Source organism: Mucilaginibacter mallensis, assembly GCF_900105165.1.
Classification (GTDB): domain Bacteria; phylum Bacteroidota; class Bacteroidia; order Sphingobacteriales; family Sphingobacteriaceae; genus Mucilaginibacter; species Mucilaginibacter mallensis.
In genome coordinates this window covers 2,546,043-2,566,321 of the sequence record NZ_LT629740.1, presented here as the reverse complement: position 1 = coordinate 2,566,321, position 20,279 = coordinate 2,546,043, and the positions used below count along the sequence as shown (strand labels likewise).

Sequence of the window (20,279 nt, the reverse complement as noted above, 5' to 3'; positions counted from 1 at the left end):
GATTTGCTATTTGTTAGGCTTGCTCACGTAAGGATTTCCTTTTACATAGAAGCGATAGGGTAGCAATGCATCATCTCCTGCATAATCAACACCAACACGTGGAACGGCCGCTATCTCATCATCTGTAAAGCTTAAACCCCTATCTTCGATCCACAAAACATCACTTTGAAGGCTGACAGCGTTGATATTACGTGAAATACCTAATGCTTTTGCTACTGAACCGGGTCCCGATGTAATGTTTGGTTTTAATTTGATCATATTGCGCCGGTATAACATTTCATCCAATCCATCTGTAGGCTGTATGGCGCGGATGAGTATAGCATGAGGTTGTCCTTCAACAGAGGTTACTACATTAAACATTTCGTGTATACCATAGCACAGATATACATAGGCTATGCCGCCCTGCATGAACATTGTTTTAGTACGCGGGGTTATCTTGTTGCCAAATGAGTGCGAGGCACGATCAATAATGCCATTATACGCTTCTGTTTCAACAATGTAGCCACCTGTAGTTACACCATCAATACAAGTAAACAAATACTTGCCGATCAGGCTTCTGCTTAGATGTACTACGTCGGAATTAAGATAGAAAGATTCGGGAAGCTTCACTTTTTGAGTATATTCTTTAATAGTTTGTTTACCTGTTTGGCCATATTGTAAACCATAATATGGGTTCCACCTTTAACCAGTTCGGCATTATTTATGTTTTTATATGGGAACATCAGGTCCTTATCGCCATGAATATGATATACATTAGGCGGGATTGTTTTATTGTCCCATTTTACAACAGCGCCCATCGCCCATTTTATAAACGCAGGTGGTGTATTGCTCAGCATATCGTTTAGTAGCCAGGCATCGCCATCGGTCATCTTACCAAATAAGGGTTTGATTATAAACCCCATTGAATTAAACATTTTACCGGGGAGAATTTTGAATACAGGCAGCTTTTTAAATACCTTAAAATACCCGGGTGCTTCATCAATAGTTTTAATGCTGGATATTAATATAGCTTTATTAAGAGGCACTAGCTTAGCTATTTCTATGGTCAGCATCCCTCCCAATGATGTGCCGATAACAATAGATCCCCTTGTTATATTATATTGATAAATAAGTTTTTGAGCGTAATCTTTTAAAGTATCAGTTTTATTTGGATCGATCCAATCAACAGGGATAACTTCATAGCCTGAGGGGATATCAATGTTATTATACAGCCTTGTATCGGCACCTAAACCCGCAATTAAAAATACAGTGCTCATTAAAATTTAAGCAGGTTTACAATTTGTGCCAGGTACAAAGCATCGGTTTCATCAAAGTGAGCTACTTGTTCGCTATCCACATCAAGCACACCAATAACTTCATCGTTATGAAACAGAGGTAATACTATCTCAGAACGTGATAATGAGCTACAGGCGATATGCCCGGGAAATTCATCAACATCAGGCACTATAAGCGTTTCAGCTTGCTGCCAGGCTGCACCACATACACCTTTACCCTTAGCAATACGCGTACAGGCTACCGGCCCCTGGAACGGACCTAAAACCAGTTCATTGTTCTTTACCATATAAAACCCAACCCAAAACCACTTGAATTGTTCTTTTAAAGCTGCGCTGATATTGGCCAGGTTAGCTACAAGGTCGTCCTCTCCTGTTATCAGTGCCTCGATTTGCGGAATTAATGATTGATATTGAGCTGTTTTATCAGCTGTATGTATGATGGTTAAATCTTCTGCCATAGCACAAAAATAAGGAGGAACTATTACAATTAAATAGGACAAATCTCATATTTAATCTTTTATTTCGCATCAATGATAGTAAGCCTTACCATCGTCCGCTATCGCAAAGCATATATACCTGTGGCGCTTTTCGCTATGGCCATACATAGATTACCTATGCTATTACAAAAAGGCTGTACTTTCTGGAAGCTATTGGGCAGCGGCCGTAATGGCACGTTCGACCTGCAACCCGATTGGCAGCAATGGGGATTGTTAGCTGTTTGGAATAGCCGTGAAGACTTTGACAGGTTTAATGAAAGATCATTCATAAAATACTGGTGGAACTTATTTACAAGTGAGCAATGGACAATATTATGTGAGCCATTACAAAGCCACGGTAAATGGGATGATAAAGAACCTTTCGGCAATGCAGATAGAAAGGATCATATAGGCCTCGTAGCAGTTTTAACACGGGCAACGATCAGGATAAGCAGGTTGAAGAACTTTTGGGCCAATGTTGACAATGTGACAAAGCTAATGAAAGATGCACCTGGCTTTATTACTTCATTCGGCATAGGCGAAGCGCCGGTTTACAGGCAGGCTACCTTTTCTGTTTGGCAAAGCATTGAGGATGTGAAAGCATTTGCCTACGCATCAAAAGAACATGCTGAGGTAATTAAAAAAACGCGCACTGAGAAATGGTATAGCGAAGAGCTTTTTGCGAGGTTTAAACCCATTGCAAGTTTTGGTGCAATAAATGGCAAAGATCCGCTGGAGGGATCGATCTAAATAAAATAAATTATGAGAATAATAGCTGAACTACCTCACCCCGATTTTAAAATATCAATCCTTAACATGAATCAAAAATTCATTATTAAGATAGAGCAAGGCAGTCTTGAGCAAAGTTACAAAGTGCCCGAAATGGACCTGACAGATGGTGTAAACAGTGTGTTTGAATTACTGGATGAGGCATTTTTGAAAACCGTAGCCAACAGATTTGCAGAAATGCGCAACGATTATAAGGAAACCTATTTCAGGTACAATTATTAGTCAAGTAATTAATATAATATGCTGTATATTAACTATTTAATAATAAGATAATAGCGTATCCAAATTTTATTTGGCCCTTATTTAACAATACATAAACATATTCCTATTTTGTTTTAATTCATTCATTTATATAAATTATGTAACTATTTGAAATAAACTACATTATACATATAAACAAAATTATATTTGGCTTGTAAAAAACATCTGATTAACTCGTAACCAAACATTTTTTATATGATTATGATTTAAAGGCTTAAATTTAGGTATGGCAAATAGCAAACGATTTTACAACATGCAAACAAACCAGGGCATGAAGTTGATAAACATAAACAATATAGCTTGCATTGAAGAGATTGACACCTACCCCCAGGTAACTATGAATGTTAAAAGGGCTGATGGTAATTTTATTGAATTTATAGCTAGTGATGTTTATGATAAGCTGGTTGAAAATATCCTGAAAATGGATACAGGATTTGATGAGCAGTAGTTAATTTCATTTGAGAAATAAGCTTTTCATTTTTAAATTACTATCCTCTATTTATCCTGTAAAGAATTAAAAAAATACAACCATACCCCAGGTTGTTATTCCGGTAATAAATCACAATACCAAAATCCCGAGCGTTTCTGATCATTCACTGCAACACAGCTATCGTTCGCGTCCTTGGGTGCATTGTATTCCTTAAATACCTTTTCTCCTGTTTTATATTTTATTTCTTTTGAAAAGATGGGACCTTTAAAGGCAAAAGTATGAAACTCGCCGTTTTCTCCGCAAACATCAACATCGGTTGGTAAGCCGGCAATAAGTTCATGGCTTATCTCCTTCCCTGCTATACATTCCAGCCGCTCCTGGGTGCAGGCTATTACGGTACCAAATCCCAAGTCCAGAAACTCATCTATCAGTTCGTGCGTATCACGTTTCCATAATGGATATATGCCCGTCATGCTAACTTCTGCCAGCCGCGCATCGCGATAATTTTTAAGATCTTCCAGAAAAATATCACCAAAAATAGAATGGGTAATACCTTCAGACTTGAACTTACTTAAATGCTGACCCATAATCTCGTCGTACTCTTTCATTCCCGGCATCTCGGGCAAGCGGATCTGATATAAGGGTATGCCAATGCTTTCTGCCTGCTTTATCAGCAGTTCAACGCGTACACCGTGCATGGAAATCCTGTCGACAGCATCATTAACTGTTGTAACCAGATATTTAATGCTTATTTGAGGATCGCGCAGGCAATGGTAAAGCGCAAGTGAACTGTCTTTGCCGCCGCTCCAATTGAAAATAGCTTGAACCATGATTTATGGGATTAAAAGATTTACCTGATTTTTGATATGATGATTTATAGACCTGTTGCATCCAGGTTCAAAAGTTGATTAACTAATTCAGGTACACCAACTGATGCTTTTTCCTGTACTTTAATCACGTTAGTTTGTCGCACATGTGGGATATTAGGATCGACGATATATTTTGGCACGTAATTAGGGACATAGTTAATTAGTCCGGCGGCAGGATATACAGCCAGCGAAGTACCGGTTAAGATAAATATATCGGCCTTAGCACAAATTTTGGCAGCTGTTTCAATCATGGGTACATCTTCTCCAAACCAAACTACATGTGCACGTAAAGGAGAACCTAACTCACAAACCTCATCCATACCTAATTCCCAGCCATTTATCGGATAGGTAAGCCCGGGATTAATACTCGACTGCGACCGGGTAATAATACCATGCAGATGTATAACATTGGTTGAACCTCCCCTTTCATGCAGGTCATCAATATTTTGGGTGATGATGGTTACTTCATATTTTTCTTCCAGAGCTGCTAATGCATAATGTGCTGCATTGGGTTTAGCTTCCAGCACTGATTTACGGCGTTCATTATAAAAGTGCTGCACTAATTGAGGATTACGCCGCAAGGCACCGGGCGTGGCTACATCTTCAATGTTATAACCTTCCCACAGTCCATCACTATCTCTGAATGTTTTTAAGCCGCTCTCAGCACTTATTCCCGCGCCAGTTAGTATAACTATCTTTTTCATGTATCTGCCGTAGAGACGCAATATTTTGCGGCTCTGATTGAAAATTATAAAAAAGACGCAAAGTGTTGCGTCTTTACCTTTTAAAAGAGACACAAGGTATTGTGTCTCTACAGGTTTTCCCTAAATATAGAGACGCAACACTTTGCGTCTTTATTTGTGGATTGTTAAATATTATCTTTCGCAATCACACTCCAATCACTGTTGCCATAACCTTTTTCAATCCAGCTATCCATTTCTGCTGCTATAGCAGGTATTACAGCCAGTTTAGTATTATTCTCTTTTGCTGCCTGTAACATCAGGCCTGCGTCTTTACGAGCCATACTTAATTCCCACGATGGGTTTGAAAAATTACCTTCGGTTATTTTTTTAAGTCGGGTGGGCATCATTGCTGCAGGATTCCATGAATCAAATAATGCTGAGACATCACTGGCAGGAATATTTAAACCTTTTGCAAAAGCTAATGTATCTGAAATACCAGCTGTAAGGGTTAATAAAAACAGGTTACCCATCAGCTTCATGCCTGCTGCTTTACCCTCTTCGGATCCGAAATTGATTACCTTGCCTGTCATTTTTGATAGCTCAGGCTCTACCCTGCTGATCACCCCCTGGTCGCCGGACACCAGCATATTACCGCTGCTTTCCAGCGCATTTATAGGGCCCATAAATACCGGCGCATGCAGGTAAGTATAGCCCTTTGCCTTCCATTCGGCTGTTCTTTCAATAGCACCTTTTGCCGATGTGGTGGTATGGTCAATAATAGTGACACCGGGACTAAACCCTTTGCATGCTGCTGCCAATACCTCATTTACGGTATCATCATCTTTTAAGGTGACGTGGATGGTATCTGCTCCTTTTACAGCTTCTGCAACATCATCAAATGCTTTAGCACCGAATTCTTGCAATGCTTTTGCTTTAGCGGCAGTGCGGTTCCAAACCTGCACCTCGTCGCCATGTTTGATCATCGCCTTAACAAAATTTGAACCTAAAAGGCCCGTTCCCAAAAAAGCTTTCATAGATATTTTATTTTAGATAAAGGTATAACTTTCCTTATAAAACGACTTAAACACATGATCGTTTAAACGTAAAAAAGCCGTTTCATACTATAATGAAACGGCTTTTTCTATTTCGATAATTTGGATTTAAACTGCCAATTGCTGGTTACTGCGTAATATAATGTATTTGCTTTGTGCAAACTCAAAACCTCCGAATAGCAAAGCGCAAAACAGAGCATCGCCTAGAATCATATTTTTTTCAAAAGGTATAGCTGCAACTAATGATTGCCCATAACCAGCAAATGTATGCGGGTATAATGTTCCGTATAACCAGGGCATGTCAATTATTAACCAGTGGATCACTACAGATACCAACGACGCCAGGGCTACATTTAAAACATTGGCCTTTTTTATTAAAGAGCCAATAAATACCATTATAGCAAATGTTAAATACACTAATGCAGACCCGCTATACCAAAACACCAGTTTTGATGTATATAGGTAGTTAATGCCAATATCACTTAAAAACAAGGCTACTAACACCACGGTATAAGCTTTCCATTTATCGGTAAAATAAGCACCACCAAATAAGGCTATTGCACCAACAGGTGTAAAGTTGCTTAAAAACTTGTACTCATAACTTACAAAACGAAAGGCGATGGCAGCCAGTATCATTAATATGAGTACAATATTGCGGGTGTTAATTTTTTGTAATGACATAGTTTAATTTATTCAGTAAAATTAGTCATTTATATTATTTAAATAAAATGCTATTAAAGGTTGCCTTATTTCTTTAATAAAGCAATCCTTCCGGGGTTTATGCCTACTGTAATCGCATATTCTTTTTTGCCGGTTTTATCAAACACAAACACCTGTCCGTTTGATACGTAATCTTTAGCATCCGTTACAAACACCTCACCTGTTGAAGCATCAGATGTGATAGCAAAAGGTGCTGTAATTGCAGTACCATCTGATATAAAAGCAGCATTGCTTATACTTTGAGTTTTAGTATTATAAACACCTACTTTACCTAATGATGTAATATAATAAGCATTGCTACCTATTACTGTAAATGCAGCCGCATCAAAATTAGTTTGTGATTTTACAACATCTGCATTATCATCAATAACTTCTAAACTTGATTGTATTGTACTATAATTTCCAGCCGAAAGCACATAAACATTACCATTAGCATCGGCGGTTACATTTTGCGGATTTACCACAACGGTAAGTGTTTTAGTAACGGTTGCTGAAACAGGGTCGATAACTGATACGGTATTGTCATAGTTAGGATAATCCAAACCGCCGGAGTTGGCTACATATATTTTACCATTAGCTACCGTTAATTGCTCCGGATTGCGGCCAACAGTTATGTATTTGGTTACAGCTAACGAAGCAGTATCAATTACAGCCACAGTACCATCATATGAAGTTACATAAGCATTTCCTTTATAAAATACTACATCACGTGGTTCACGGGCTACTGTGCCGTTAAACATTTTTATTTGTTTGATTGATTTCGCTGTATTAGGATCAACTACTTCAATTGTACTTGAAACGTTTACCACGATATACATTTTTGAACCATAAATCTCAATATCATTACCGGTATCGCCTAAACCGCGGCCATTTGCTGATAGAAATATATCAGCTACAACTTGTTTGCTTGCATAGCTATAGGCCGAAAGGCTGCTGTTATTGTCGTTAAAGCCACCCTGGTTTAATACATAAAAACCGTCGGTTACAGGTGTAGTAACCAGATTAACCTGTTTATCCTTATGGCAGGAAGCCAGTGTAAGGGATAATACCGTGGCTGTTAGTAAAGTGCTTAGTCTTAAATTTTTCATTGTTATGTAGTTAAATTGTTATTTGAAATGATAGCAAGAATGAGCGACCGGGCATAGGAAAACTGCGCACGATCATATAATTTTCGTTGAACAGGTTATCGGCATGTGCCGAGAATACTGTAGATTTATTTGCTATTGTTAGTTTGTAGATGAATGACAGATCGCCAGTACCATATCCATCAATATAGTTAGCCGAATTACTATTGCTTAAAAAATATCGTGAAGAAGATAATACCTGGTTATAATACAATCCCATTTGGTTATAATCAACCCCGGCATTTAAGGCAAGCGTGTTTTTAGGGGTATAAGGTATTTGCTGCTTATAATAACTATCATTAGGGTTGGTAACATCAATAGCATACTGATAAGTATAATTAACGGATAGCACTTCGCGCCAGCCATTACTTATTTTGGTTTGTGTTTTTAACGATACATCTGTACCCTCGATCCTAACTTTTCCAAGATTAATTATGGATGATATTACAGGATTTTGATTAGGTATAGCTATTATTTTATTGGTTACCGTATTGTAATAACCATCTACGGAAAAGGAAACATAATCCAGCCAATTATTAAATGCCTTTCTGTAAGTAATGCCCAGATCATATTGTCTGGCATATTCCGGCTTAATATTGCGGCTTATGTTGTTTATTGCAAAATAATACTGCTCATCAAACGTCGGCTCACGAAAACTATCTTTATAAAATGTCCTGAACTGTAAATTAGGACTAAATGGCTGAAAAGAAACCATTAATGTAGGCGAAAAAACTGTTTCAGATGGTGTAGGCTTGCCTGTTTTAACTTGTTCTGTAACATAGGTATTCAGCAAATTGCCCTGAAATAACCATCTGTTTAATGTTAGCTTACTCGCTAAAGCATTTAATAAGGTAAATCTTGTGGGATAAGCATAATTATACAAATTGGCATCCAGCTTACTGAAAGAGATATCAGCAGCATAGGATGTTTCCCAATTTGATGTAATATGATAAGCTAATGCTACAGATTGATAAGCCTCCCGTTGTGTATACTGATCATTAATGCCACCACTGTTGTTAAGATAGTTCTTATCGGTATAATGTGTATATTCCTGTGACAGCTTCGTATTTAAGAGTAAATGAAGACCATCATCCCAGGTATGCTCATATCCTGATTGCAAAAAAAAGTCCCTGTTCCAAAGCCGTTCGTCAGAATATGGGTTATAATATACCACCGCGCCGGGCAGCCCCCTATCTGAGTTATAATAATTAATATGCAGGTTAAACTTATTGCTATCGTTTTTTGCCCAGTATAATGCGCCGTCAACTTCCTGCTCGCTTACATCGGTATTGGTACGGGTCTGTGTGGTATCAGTACCATCACCTGCGGTTTTATATTTATAATGACCATTGGCATTTTCCAAATAACTATTAACAACAAATGACCATGTATTACTTAAACGTTGCTGCCACTGCAGATAAGGATTAAGTAACCCGAATGAACCACCATTAAGGCCCAGTAAAACCTGGTAAGGTTTATCTGCTGCTAAATTAGGCTGTATGGTTTTAATGGCTATTACACTTGCCGATGCAAATGACTTGGCAGGTGTAAGTATATTATCGGGCTGTGCATTGTAAAGCGTTATCTGCTGAACGCCATTTAAGTTAAGTTTACCAAGATCTATTTGACCGTTCTCGGCATCATTTATTTCAACACCATCATATAAAATGGCAGTATGATTGGCGCCAAATCCACGCACGGATACTGTTTTTATACCACCTATACCGCCATAATCTTTAACATTCACTCCGGCAAAATAGCGGATCGCATCGGCCACGGTCAAAGCACTATACCTGTCAAAATCATTTGAGGATATGGATTGTGAGGGTGTAACACCTTGCAATTTAGGGATTGATGAGGATACTTTAACTTCCTGGAGTTTTTTGGTGGTATCTTTTTGTGCAAATACCTGAACTGGTAATAATAAAATCAACAGCAAACACTTCGACTTTTGCCAAACATGCTTAAAAAAATGCTGTAGAATTATTGCCATTTGTTATGAGTTAAACTCACAGACAATGAAGAAGCAAACTTTGAAATGAAAACACACTGTGTAAGAGCATTCACAATTCAAGCTTCAATCCCCGAAAGCTGTGAATAATAGTATGGCTTTGGCAGGTCTTCTGACTTGCTCCCCTTCGTCCCGTCTTCCCGTCGCGCTTGGTTGGCGGACAGTGACTTAATTGATTAGACTATGGTTATGGAGCTTACAGCTGCGGGACAGTTATGGATTTACACCATATTCCCTTTTAATTTCCAGCGATATTGTTCGCAGGAAAACCTAAAGCATTGCAAAAGTACGAGAAGTATTTGTAATGACAAGTGGCTCTTATATTTATATTAAGTGGCAATTTATTACTGATAAATTGCAAACTTTGTTCACATTTAAGGGTTGTATGATTGTATAAATTTATATCATGACAAATAAAGTATTGGTACTTGTGCCTGAGGGTCAGGAAACCGAAAATAATTACATTAATTTGAAATGGCCTGAGCGCTACGTGTCTATTGCAGGGGGTATACAGCTGGGTATATCGGGATTAAAGAGCTTATTTTCAAGCCCTTTTGCAAGTATTGTAAAACTGGGCGCAGGGGGTTATCTGTTAAACAGGGGAATTACCGGACATTGTGAGCTGTATTCGCAAATTGATAAATACATGGCTACCCCGGTTAATATTAATATCCGTTCATCCTTCATCATTCATAAGCCACGTAAGGATGTTTATGATTTTTGGCGCAGATTTGATAACCTCCCCCTATTCATGACCCATCTTAAAAATGTGGAACTTTTGAATAATGATCATTCGCGCTGGGTACTGAGATTGCCTATTGGTGTTGCCAGCATTAGCTGGGAGGCCGAAGTTGTTAAAGACAAGCCTAATGAGATGATCGGCTGGCGTTCATTACCCGGTTCAATACTTGATAACTCAGGCAAAGTGCGTTTCAAGGATACAGAGGATGGTGAAAGTACCCGTGTAGATGTGGTTATTTCATACCAACCACCTGTAGGTACCGTTGGTGCAAGTATAGCACGTGTATTTAATCCTGTATTTAAGAAAATGGTTGAAAAGGACGTGCGAAATTTCAAGCACTATATGGATATTGATTATGCAACAGATAGCATAAATTATTTATAAATCAGGATACACTCGCCAGGTAATTATACAATGCCTGGCGAGTTGTTATGCCGGCAACTTCGTTTTTTGCTTTTATGAGGATATGGTCATGATCTTTTAATAACTGCAAACGACCTTTGAATAGCTTTTCTTCGGTACTATCTAAAAAACGCTTTATTTCCATCAAGGTTGTTTTGCGGCAAACCAATTCCAGATCTTTTTTATAAATAACCAGCCGGATCTTTTTATTATCAGGCTCCGCCCCCAAGCTAAAATCAGTACCGAAATTCAATAGCTGCTTCATATTACACTAATATACAAAATAGCTATAAAACAAAAAGGCCCACATTAATGCGGGCCTTTTTAAATATTGAGTCTGTAGCTTATTTTACAGCGTCAACAACTGCTTTGAAAGCATCCGGGTGGTTCATCGCTAAATCAGCTAATACCTTACGGTTTAAACCGATTTCCTTGGCAGTTAACTTACCCATTAATTGTGAGTAAGAAATTCCATGCTGACGGGCACCTGCGTTGATACGTTGTATCCATAAAGCCCTGAATTCTCTTTTCTTGGTTTTACGGTCACGATAAGCGTACTGTAAACCTTTTTCTACTGTGTTTTTTGCAACGGTATAAACCTTGCTTCTTGAACCCCAATAACCTTTGGCGAGGTTCATTACTTTTTTCCGGCGTCTTCTCGACGCGACTGCGTTAACTGAACGTGGCATTTTTTTGTCGTTTTGGTAGTGAGTGCCTCAATTTAATGAGAACTTAAGACTCTAATACCTGGTTTTAAAATTTGTTAATTACTTCCCGATACAAAGCATACGTTTTACGTTACCCATATCCGCATCAGAAACTAAACTGGTGTGGGTAAGGTTACGCTTACGTTTTGTCGACATCTTGGTTAAGATGTGGCTTTTGTATGCGTTCTTTCTTGCAATTTTACCTGTTCCAGTAAGCGTAAAACGCTTTTTTGCACTGGAATTGGTTTTCATTTTTGGCATAACCGTGTTTGTGTGTATATATATTATTTAATTAATTCTCTTTCAAAGAGTCAGGAGGCAAGATTCAGGAATCAGGATTTTGTTCTTCTTGATTCTTGGCTCTTACCTCTTGTATCTATTTCTTCGCTCCTTTTGAGGCTACGGTTAAAAACATCCGTTTCCCTTCAAGTTTTGGTAATTGCTCAACCTTACCTACTTCTTCTAATGCCTGTGCAAAACGCAGTAGCAATATTTCGCCCTGTTCCTTGTAAACAATGGCACGGCCTTTAAAGTGTACGTAAGCTCTTACTTTTTCGCCTGCTTCCAAAAACTTAATGGCATGCTTAAGTTTAAACTCAAAGTCATGGTCATCGGTATTCGGTCCAAACCTTATTTCTTTAATAACGGTTTGCTTGGCATTACTTTTAATTTCCTTAAGCTTTTTCTTCTGTTCGTATACAAACTTGTTATAGTCTGTTACCTTACAAACAGGCGGTACAGCATTAGGTGAAATTTCAACGAGGTCCAGTTCTTGTTCCTGGGCAATCGCTAATGCATCCCGTAAGGAAAATATACCTTGCTCCACGTTATCACCTACAAGGCGAACTTCAGGAGCTTTTATAAATTGATTAATGTTGTGTTCAGCTTCTTTTTTCTTAAAAGGAAGCCTTGGTCCTCTATTGAAGGGTTTGTTTAATGCCAAGTTATACTGTTATTTCTTTAATTATTTGTTTTTTAAAATCTTCTATGCTCATACTTCCCAAATCACCTTGCCCATGTTTACGAACTGAAACCAACCCTTCGGCAGTTTCTTTTTCACCCACAATCAGCATGTAAGGGATTTTTTTGACTTCAGCATCACGTATCTTTCTTCCGATCTTCTCGTCCCTGAAATCAATAAGCCCGCAAATATCAGAATCTTTTAACGATTCTGAAAGTTTTTTTGCATAATCTTCATATTTTTCAGATATCGGCAGTATCACAAACTGCTCAGGCGACAACCAAAGCGGGAAATTACCTGCACAATGCTCTATCAAAACAGCCACAAAACGCTCCAATGAACCAAACGGTGCACGATGAATCATTACCGGGCGGTGTTTTTGATTATCACTACCAGTGTATTCCAGTTCGAAACGCTCAGGCAGGTTATAATCAACCTGTATAGTTCCTAATTGCCATTTTCTGCCTAAGGCATCCTTTACCATAAAGTCGAGCTTAGGGCCATAGAAGGCAGCTTCGCCATATTCAACTACGGTCTTAAGACCTTTTTCGTCAGCAGCTTCAATTATCGCTGATTCGGCCAAAGCCCAGTTTTCATCAGTACCGATGTACTTAGCTTTATTTTCCGGATCACGTAATGATACTTGTGCAGTATAATCATCAAAGCCCAAAGCTTTAAATACATACAGTACAAGATCAATCACCTTCATAAACTCTTCCTTCACCTGGTCGGGGCGGCAAAATAAATGCGCGTCATCCTGAGTAAAGCCACGAACGCGTGTTAAGCCGTGTAGCTCGCCGCTTTGCTCGTAACGGTACACAGTACCAAACTCAGCCAAACGAACCGGAAGATCCTTATATGAACGTGGTTTTGTTTTATAGATCTCGCAATGGTGCGGGCAGTTCATCGGTTTTAAGAAGAACTCCTCTCCTTCCTGCGGAGTTTTTATAGGCTGAAATGAATCAGCGCCATATTTTTCGTAGTGACCTGAAGTTACATACAAGTTTTTATGCCCGATATGCGGAGTAATTACCTGCTCATAACCTGCCTTAACCTGTGCTTTTTGCAGAAAATTCACCAAACGCTCACGCAAAGCAGTGCCTTTAGGCAACCATAAAGGTAAACCCATACCCACTTTTTCAGAGAATGCGAACAGTTCCAGTTCCTTGCCTAATTTACGGTGATCGCGTTTTTTGGCTTCTTCAATCAGGTGCAGATAATCAGTAAGCTCACTTGCCTTAGGGAAGGTTACGCCATATATACGTGTAAGCTGTTTGCGGCTTTCATCACCACGCCAGTACGCACCGGCAACGCTCATCAGTTTAACAGCTTTTATAAAGCCTGTATTAGGGATATGCGGGCCACGACACAGATCAGTAAAAGCACCCTGTGAATAAAATGTAATTGAGCCATCAGGCAGATCTTTAATCAGATCAAGCTTATACTCATCACCTTTATCAGTAAAATATTCTATTGCGTCGGCTTTGCTAACCGGCTTGCGGATAAACTCCTCGCGGGTTTTAGCCAGCTCGATCATTTTATCTTCGATCTTTTTGAATTCATCCGAAGAGAATTCGCGGTCGCCAAAGTCAACGTCGTAATAAAAACCAGTTTCAATAGCCGGCCCTATACCAAATTTAGTACCCGGATAAAGCGCTTCTAAAGCCTCGGCCATTAAGTGAGCCGATGAATGCCAGAAAGTAGCTTTTGCCTGGGTATCGTTCCAGGTTAACAATTTTACCTTGGCATCTTGCTCAATTGGGCGACTTGCGTCCCAGACCTGGCCATCAACTTCGGCTGCTAATACATTGCGTGCTAAACCTTCGGAGATAGACTGCGCTATCTGCATGGAAGAAATTCCTTTATCGTATTCACGAACGGAACCATCAGGAAGTGTAATATTAATCATCTACAACTATGATTTATGTTTTATAAAATTACTTTAATTCAATCACCTACTAAGTGATCATTTATTTGAGGTGCAAATTTACGATTATTTTTGGATGATTTCATCCTATCTTTATGAAATGAAAGTAATTAAGTACGTTTTTTTCATTATCCTTTTCTCTTATTCCTACGGTTATTCTCAAACCAACAAAATCACTATACAAGTTAATAATGCGATAAAAAACATATCGCCATTAATGACTGGCGCCTGTATTGAGGATGTGAATCATGAGATCTACGGCGGCATATATAGCCAGATGATCTTTGGCGAAAGCTTCCAGGAAATACCGATGCATATTGATGCGGCTGTTAACCCTGAATTTGCAGGCTTATCGGGCTGGTTGAGTTGTAAAGCGCCAAGGGATCAGCATAAGGATGAGTCAGAAATACGGTCATGGCAACCTGTTAAAACGGGGACTGCAACCGGGAGCTTTAGCATTGATAGTATCCAGCCTTACATTGGCAAGCAAAGTCAGAATATACGCTTTATAGGCGGGGCTGGCACAATCGGCATTGAAAACCGCGGACTTAACCGCCAGGGATTGAGTTTGAGCGGCAAGCAACCATATGAGGGTACTATTTGCGCGAAAACTAATAATCCGGTACAAGTTTACATATCATTACAAAGCGAAGATGGTTCGGTAACTTATGCTGAAACGGCTGTTATTATTACTGATGCGGCTTGGGCGAAGTATAATTTCACATTGACACCAACTAGATCGGCTGTACATGCACGATTGGCTATTACACTTCATCAAAAAGGCAAGGTTAGCCTTAGTTACGTATTTATGCAGCCGGGCAGCTGGGAACGGTTTAAAGATCTTCCCGTAAGAAAAGATGTTGTTGACGGGCTACTTAAGGAAAATATAACGGTATTACGCTATGGCGGCAGTATGACGCTGGCCAATAACTACCGGTGGAAGAATATGATAGGTGCCCGGGAAAAAAGACCGCCTTATAAAGGGATATGGTACCCGTTTTCGAGCAATGGCTGGGGAATTATTGATTTCCTGGATCTTTGCGATGCAACAGGCATTACCGGCATACCTGATTTCAGTACAGGAGAAACGCCACAGGATATGGCTAATTTTGTTGATTATGTAAATGGCAATAACAACACCCACTGGGGCAGAAAGCGGATCACAGATGGCCATAAACAGCCGTATCATCTAAAATATATTGAGCTGGGTAACGAGCAATTCAATAATCAAAAGCTAACCGACAAATTTAAATTACTGGCTGATGCTATATGGAGCAGGGATCCATCCATTCAAATTATTTTTTGCTTTAGCGATAATACCCGAGAGGATGTAAGCGGCGACCTTGCTTATATAAAACAAACTATAGACCATTGCCAAAAAACTGGCCACCAGGCTTGGTTTGATGTGCACATTTTTAATGATACCGAAAAGCAACCTGATCTGAAAGATTTTGAATTTGCTGAAACCCAACTCAAATCAGTAGCACCCGATAGCAGTTTCAGATTATGTGTATTTGAAGAAAATGCCGCTAATGCCCGAATGAAACGGGCTTTAGCACACGCCAATGCCATAAACCGCTTACAGCGGATAAAATATGATGTACCCATAGTTTGCGCTGCCAATGGTATGCAGGTAGATCATCAGAATGATAATGACTGGGATCAGGGATTGTTGTTCTTTAACCCTAAATATGTTTGGGGGCAGCCCTCCTATTATGTATCTAAAATGATAGCGGAAAACTATTTGCCACAGGTTGTAGAATCAGACTTTGCAAGTAAAAGTGATACCCTTGATATTACCTCATGCCGAAGCGCCGATGGAAAAACAGTTACCATACAGGTGGTGAACTCAAAATCAACAGCTATTAATACCGACGTGCAGTTGAATTATTATGATGGCACGGCAACCAAAGTGACTGTTACAGAACTAAAAGCCAACAGTCTTGAAGATTGGAATACAGTTGATGAGCCTAATAAAATTGTTCCGGTAAAAAGCGAGATCTCGAATAGTAACAATGGATGTAACTACACATTCGCACCGTATTCGTTTACGATTTTGAGGTTTGAGCAATGATTTTCATTCCCCTTTAGGGGGTTAGGGGGGCGAACTATACATTCCCCCACCCTTGTGCCAGTACATCAGCAATGTGCATGGTTTTAATGGGCAAGTTGTTTTTATCAATATAGCCTTGCAGGTGCAATAAGCAGGAAGCATCGGTGCTTATGATGTAATCTGCTTCAGCGGCTAAGGCATTATCAACCTTTTGCTGGGCCATGGCCGTTGAGATAGCATCAAACTTAACAGCAAAAGTACCACCAAAGCCACAGCAGGTTTCATTATCCTTCAGGTCGACCATCTCCAGGCCTAAAACTTTTGACAGTAATTGGCGGGGCTCATTTTTGATCTTACACTCGCGTAAAGCAGCGCAGCTGTCATGGTAAACGGCACGACCTTCCAGCTCAGCGCCGAAGTAATCGAATTGGAGAATGTTTACCAGGAAATCAGATAGTTCATAAATATTACCCTGTATAGCACGGCATTTATTATGTAACGTGGTGTTGGTAAACAGATCGTTATAATAGTTTTTCACCATGCCTGTACATGAGGCTGATGGGGTTACTATAATGCTGTCGTCCGAAAAATCATTCAGGAATTTGCTGCCTATTGTTTTTGCATCATCCCAAAAACCTGCATTAAATGCAGGCTGACCGCAGCAGGTCTGTAAAGGGTTATAGTTTACAGTACAACCTGCTTTTTCTAACAATTTTACAGTACTAAAGGCAGTATCCGGGTATAACTGATCAACAAAACAGGGAATAAACAATTCTATCTTCATCGGCTGCTAATTTGAGAAAAAGTTTGGAGTAATAAGTAACAAGTCCGTCTTTTCTCAACTTACAATAATCGAAAATAGAAATTATATTATTCTTTGCACGTAATAAATCACTGATGCATTGCTAATTAGCCATAAAACTATAATCTAAATTTATAATGGCTCTACACCTTTCGCGCCCTCTGTAACATTATGGGTCAACAAATCAATGAGTATGGAATCAAAGGCAGGTCCATAAGCCGGATTTATACTATTAAAGATTATAGCCAGCTTATCCTTGGTTACCTTTATTTTAAGATAACCAAATGTTTCTACATAAGCCCTTAATGCGGTATTACTTGCCATTGACGGTGGCACCTTTACTGTAGGACTGCTGGTTTGGTAAGAAGAAATATTATAACCACCGCAACCGGCAATAATGTAAGGCATTTTTATACCGTTTATATCGCGTTCAAGCCGCTCGTACAAGTGCGCATGGCCTGAAAGAACAACATCAGGCCATAAGCCACCTTTTGTGAAAGCATCATCAAGATCGTCGCCCAGTGGGTTGTCCGCTGTGCCACCATAAAAAGGAGGATGATGCAGAGCTACAATTACCGCGGTTTGATTGGCTTCGCGCAATGGCTTTAATCTTTGCAGTTCGGCAATCAGGAAATCTTTCTGGAAATCAGTAAGGTTATTCTTGCCCCCTTCTGATGAAATGGAGCCAGGCCCTTTATCGGTTACATTACTGTAAAGGCCAATAATATTTACAAATGGTGCTGCAAGTGTAAAATAAACTCCGGGTTGGTTCATGGTTGAACGGATCAACCCTCCCGCATTTGCAGCCGGCCCTGGGGCCGGTGTACAAAAATTATTGAGAAACGCCTGAAGTGAAGTCATGGAAGGATCCCATATCATACCATCATGATTACCCGGAATGGCAAAGATTGGAGCATTGTATGCGCAAAATGGTTCGTAAAACTCCGAATAATAATCCGCTGCCTGGCCAAACTCATATACAACATCTCCGAGATGATAAAAAAAAGATGGCACTGGTTGGATTGCAAGGTCTTTTACCATATACGCAGACACATCAGCTTCATCAGCTACCCGGTTTCTTTTATCTGCTCCTGTATCACCAACGGAATGGAATACCAGCATCCCCGCGGTATTGATATCATCTACAGCTGATTGCCCCAGAACATCCGAAAGCTGCATGATTAAGGATGCACCCTCCCTTGGTGCCGGGATAGGTTGCAATACACTTGCATAAACATCATATTTGCTGGCCTCGCCATCTGTTATCTGGCCTGGCAACAGTGGAATAAACTTAGGTTCAGCATACAATCTTGTACCAGGTGCAGGAGTAGGTCCTGTTCCCACCGGAGGGATAGGGGTATTTGCCATTGTAATATTTATTTAAGTTAAGATTTAAATAAAGTTACAAAACAAATATTACCTAAAAATTAAATTCGTAACAAATTACTCATATTGAAGAGTTTAACTATCAACATGAGCAATAACAGGCACTAAACAGCAACAACTTCCGCAAGCGGTGCGGTAGGTAGATTCTTATTTTTTTTTTCAGCATAAAATAATGAAATTAATAAGCCAAAACCTATCAGGAAAAACAGATCAAGTGTAAGTGCAGCTATACGCATTTCATGGCTGATGGCTTCAACTAAGGAAAAACAAAGCAGACCTACCACTATAGCGCTTTTTTCTGTAACATCATAAAAGCTAAAGTATGATGCTGTGTCGGGAATATTTTGTGGCAGGTATTTTGAGTAAGTTGATCTGGATATAGCTTGCACGCCGCCCATTACTGCACCTACTATTACCGCCGCAACAAAAAACTCAGGAATGCTGGTAATAAAATAAACGGAAAGGCATAGTATCGTCCAAATGCCAACTACCCAAACCAGCGTGCGCACATTACCATATTTTTCCGATAGTTTGGAAATACCAGCAGCCCCTGCAACGCCTACCACATAAATAATAAGAATAATGATGATTAGCGTGTCATCCGGCATTTTCAACTCTTTTGATGCAAATTGTGCGGCTACCAGCATAATAGTTTGCACACCGACAGAGTAAAAAAAGAATGATGATAGAAAACGGCGAAGTAATGGCATAGTTTTCACCTTTTGAAATACTTTTATTAATTCTTTAAAACCGCCTGTTAATACGTTATAATTATGTTTACCGGGATTTGGCTCACCTTTAGGTAATAACCTGAATGGAATAATAGAAAAACCCATCCACCAAACAAATACGATAATAAAAGTGATACGCGCGGGTAAAGAATCATTTTTAGGGTCGATCCCAAACCATTCAGGTTTCTCTACAATAGCTAAACAGCACATTTGAACAACAAGACTCCCCACATAGCCGTATATAAATCCCTTTGCACTCACACTATCTTGTTTAGCTTCTGAAGCAATTTGCGGCAAATAAGAATTATAAAAAACAAAACCGCCGCAATAACCTATACATGCAAGTGCAAAAAATATTAGCGGCATTTCAAGTGCCGGTATCCCATGTTCAACGGGTTTAAAAAAGAATAATCCTGCACACGACAATGCACCAAGCCAGGTAAAAAATTGCAAATAGCTCTTTTTATTCCCTTTGTAATCGGCAATTGATGTAAGTATCGGCAACATTAACACAATAATTAAATAAGCAATCCCCAATACAAAATTTGATAATACAGTATTTACAAATTTAAAACCAAAAAAAGTTACTTTATCACCATTAGGGTTATGCCATGTAGTATAGTACACGTAATAAAAAGGGAATATGGTTGTTGTGATCACCATATTATAGGATTGGTTGGCCCAATCGAACATACACCAGGCCCAGATAGTTTTCTTGTTGTCTTTAACGATTTCCATTATGGGTTAAAAATATATAAATTATGGTAGTTACAAAGCATTGGCAGATAATTTAATCGGGCTGCTGTACAATGGCTTTTCTTTAAGTTTATACTTTATTGTGATTGTACTTAAAAATAATCGCAATTTAGGAGCGGCAAT

Annotated in this window: 22 protein-coding genes and 1 riboswitch; of the genes, 5 read left to right on the top strand and 17 right to left on the bottom strand. The window is 39.2% G+C overall.

What is annotated here, in order from left to right; genetic code table 11:
- Positions 1–6: 6 nt before the first annotated feature.
- From BLU33_RS10605 to BLU33_RS10595, 3 genes are read right to left on the bottom strand one after another with little or no spacing between them, the layout of a single operon-like run.
- Positions 7–609 carry a DNA-3-methyladenine glycosylase gene (locus tag BLU33_RS10605; protein ID WP_091372172.1) on the bottom strand — a complete coding sequence of 201 codons (603 nt, stop codon included), beginning with the start codon at positions 607–609 and terminating at the stop codon, positions 7–9.
- Positions 606–1,256 (bottom strand): alpha/beta fold hydrolase, encoded by a 651-nt coding sequence (locus BLU33_RS10600; RefSeq protein WP_091372169.1) that lies wholly within the window; start codon positions 1,254–1,256, stop codon positions 606–608. The genes BLU33_RS10605 and BLU33_RS10600 overlap by 4 nt, the downstream gene beginning before the upstream one ends.
- Positions 1,256–1,732: a GAF domain-containing protein gene (locus tag BLU33_RS10595; protein WP_091372167.1), complete on the bottom strand. Its 477-nt coding sequence runs from the start codon at positions 1,730–1,732 to the stop codon at positions 1,256–1,258. Before BLU33_RS10595 ends, BLU33_RS10600 begins: the two co-directional genes overlap by 1 nt.
- 72 nt (positions 1,733–1,804) lie before the next feature.
- On the opposite strand from BLU33_RS10595, the gene BLU33_RS10590 reads away from it, so the two are divergent.
- The 3 genes from BLU33_RS10590 (at position 1,805) to BLU33_RS10580 (ending at position 3,248) form a co-directional block, all read left to right on the top strand.
- A complete protein-coding gene (locus BLU33_RS10590) occupies positions 1,805–2,500 on the top strand; it encodes a DUF3291 domain-containing protein (RefSeq protein WP_091372163.1) in 696 nt (231 codons plus the stop codon).
- A 12-nt stretch (positions 2,501–2,512) separates the two neighbouring features.
- Complete coding sequence (locus BLU33_RS10585; RefSeq protein ID WP_091372159.1) at positions 2,513–2,761, top strand: hypothetical protein; 249 nt, start codon at positions 2,513–2,515, stop codon at positions 2,759–2,761.
- Between the two features lie 310 nt (positions 2,762–3,071).
- Positions 3,072–3,248 carry a hypothetical protein gene (locus BLU33_RS10580; protein ID WP_157682114.1) on the top strand — a complete coding sequence of 59 codons (177 nt, stop codon included), beginning with the start codon at positions 3,072–3,074 and terminating at the stop codon, positions 3,246–3,248.
- Positions 3,249–3,343: 95 nt separating this feature from the next.
- Here BLU33_RS10580 and BLU33_RS10575 read toward each other — a convergent pair whose 3' ends face one another.
- The 6 genes from BLU33_RS10575 to BLU33_RS10550 all read right to left on the bottom strand — a co-directional run bounded on the left by BLU33_RS10575 (position 3,344) and on the right by BLU33_RS10550 (position 9,671).
- Entirely contained in the window at positions 3,344–4,060 is a 717-nt protein-coding gene (locus BLU33_RS10575) for a Dph6-related ATP pyrophosphatase (RefSeq protein WP_091372153.1), read from the bottom strand.
- Between the two features lie 44 nt (positions 4,061–4,104).
- Positions 4,105–4,803, bottom strand: a complete 699-nt coding sequence (locus BLU33_RS10570; protein WP_091372151.1) for an SIR2 family NAD-dependent protein deacylase — start codon at positions 4,801–4,803, stop codon at positions 4,105–4,107.
- Between the two features lie 164 nt (positions 4,804–4,967).
- A complete protein-coding gene (locus tag BLU33_RS10565) occupies positions 4,968–5,816 on the bottom strand; it encodes an NAD(P)-dependent oxidoreductase (protein ID WP_091372148.1) in 849 nt (282 codons plus the stop codon).
- Positions 5,817–5,942: 126 nt separating this feature from the next.
- On the bottom strand, positions 5,943–6,515 hold the full coding sequence (locus BLU33_RS10560) for a DUF6580 family putative transport protein (RefSeq protein ID WP_091372145.1): 573 nt from the start codon (positions 6,513–6,515) through the stop codon (positions 5,943–5,945).
- 65 nt (positions 6,516–6,580) lie between these two features.
- Positions 6,581–7,642 (bottom strand): DUF5074 domain-containing protein, encoded by a 1,062-nt coding sequence (locus BLU33_RS10555; RefSeq protein ID WP_091372142.1) that lies wholly within the window; start codon positions 7,640–7,642, stop codon positions 6,581–6,583.
- Positions 7,643–7,652: 10 nt separating this feature from the next.
- On the bottom strand, positions 7,653–9,671 hold the full coding sequence (locus tag BLU33_RS10550) for a TonB-dependent receptor (protein WP_091372139.1): 2,019 nt from the start codon (positions 9,669–9,671) through the stop codon (positions 7,653–7,655).
- Between the two features lie 103 nt (positions 9,672–9,774).
- A riboswitch (cobalamin riboswitch) is annotated at positions 9,775–9,978 on the bottom strand.
- Positions 9,979–10,095: 117 nt separating this feature from the next.
- Between BLU33_RS10550 and BLU33_RS10545 the strand changes: the two genes are divergently transcribed.
- On the top strand, positions 10,096–10,815 hold the full coding sequence (locus BLU33_RS10545) for an SRPBCC family protein (protein ID WP_091372138.1): 720 nt from the start codon (positions 10,096–10,098) through the stop codon (positions 10,813–10,815).
- A gap of 1 nt (position 10,816) precedes the next feature.
- Here the strand turns inward: BLU33_RS10545 and BLU33_RS10540 are convergent, their stop codons facing one another.
- The 5 genes from BLU33_RS10540 to thrS all read right to left on the bottom strand — a co-directional run bounded on the left by BLU33_RS10540 (position 10,817) and on the right by thrS (position 14,410).
- The gene (locus tag BLU33_RS10540; protein WP_091372135.1) at positions 10,817–11,098 is read right to left on the bottom strand and encodes a hypothetical protein; all 282 of its coding nucleotides are present in this window, start codon (positions 11,096–11,098) and stop codon (positions 10,817–10,819) included.
- A 79-nt stretch (positions 11,099–11,177) separates the two neighbouring features.
- On the bottom strand, positions 11,178–11,522 hold the full coding sequence (gene rplT / locus BLU33_RS10535; RefSeq protein ID WP_091372132.1) for a 50S ribosomal protein L20: 345 nt from the start codon (positions 11,520–11,522) through the stop codon (positions 11,178–11,180).
- A gap of 78 nt (positions 11,523–11,600) precedes the next feature.
- Positions 11,601–11,801 (bottom strand): 50S ribosomal protein L35, encoded by a 201-nt coding sequence (gene rpmI, locus BLU33_RS10530; RefSeq protein ID WP_091372129.1) that lies wholly within the window; start codon positions 11,799–11,801, stop codon positions 11,601–11,603.
- A 115-nt stretch (positions 11,802–11,916) separates the two neighbouring features.
- Positions 11,917–12,483, bottom strand: coding sequence for a translation initiation factor IF-3 (gene infC / locus BLU33_RS10525; RefSeq protein ID WP_091372128.1), 567 nt, complete (start codon positions 12,481–12,483; stop codon positions 11,917–11,919).
- A 1-nt stretch (position 12,484) separates the two neighbouring features.
- Positions 12,485–14,410: a threonine--tRNA ligase gene (gene thrS / locus BLU33_RS10520; protein ID WP_091372125.1), complete on the bottom strand. Its 1,926-nt coding sequence runs from the start codon at positions 14,408–14,410 to the stop codon at positions 12,485–12,487.
- Positions 14,411–14,528: 118 nt separating this feature from the next.
- Between thrS and BLU33_RS10515 the strand changes: the two genes are divergently transcribed.
- The gene (locus tag BLU33_RS10515) at positions 14,529–16,502 is read left to right on the top strand and encodes an alpha-L-arabinofuranosidase C-terminal domain-containing protein (protein ID WP_157682113.1); all 1,974 of its coding nucleotides are present in this window, start codon (positions 14,529–14,531) and stop codon (positions 16,500–16,502) included.
- Between the two features lie 34 nt (positions 16,503–16,536).
- Here the strand turns inward: BLU33_RS10515 and BLU33_RS10510 are convergent, their stop codons facing one another.
- The 3 genes from BLU33_RS10510 to BLU33_RS10500 form a co-directional block, all read right to left on the bottom strand.
- Positions 16,537–17,265 carry a (Fe-S)-binding protein gene (locus BLU33_RS10510; RefSeq protein ID WP_091372119.1) on the bottom strand — a complete coding sequence of 243 codons (729 nt, stop codon included), beginning with the start codon at positions 17,263–17,265 and terminating at the stop codon, positions 16,537–16,539.
- Between the two features lie 150 nt (positions 17,266–17,415).
- Positions 17,416–18,651: a metallophosphoesterase family protein gene (locus BLU33_RS10505; protein WP_091372115.1), complete on the bottom strand. Its 1,236-nt coding sequence runs from the start codon at positions 18,649–18,651 to the stop codon at positions 17,416–17,418.
- 122 nt (positions 18,652–18,773) lie between these two features.
- Positions 18,774–20,138: an MFS transporter gene (locus BLU33_RS10500; protein WP_172829241.1), complete on the bottom strand. Its 1,365-nt coding sequence runs from the start codon at positions 20,136–20,138 to the stop codon at positions 18,774–18,776.
- Between the last annotated feature and the right edge of the window lie 141 nt (positions 20,139–20,279).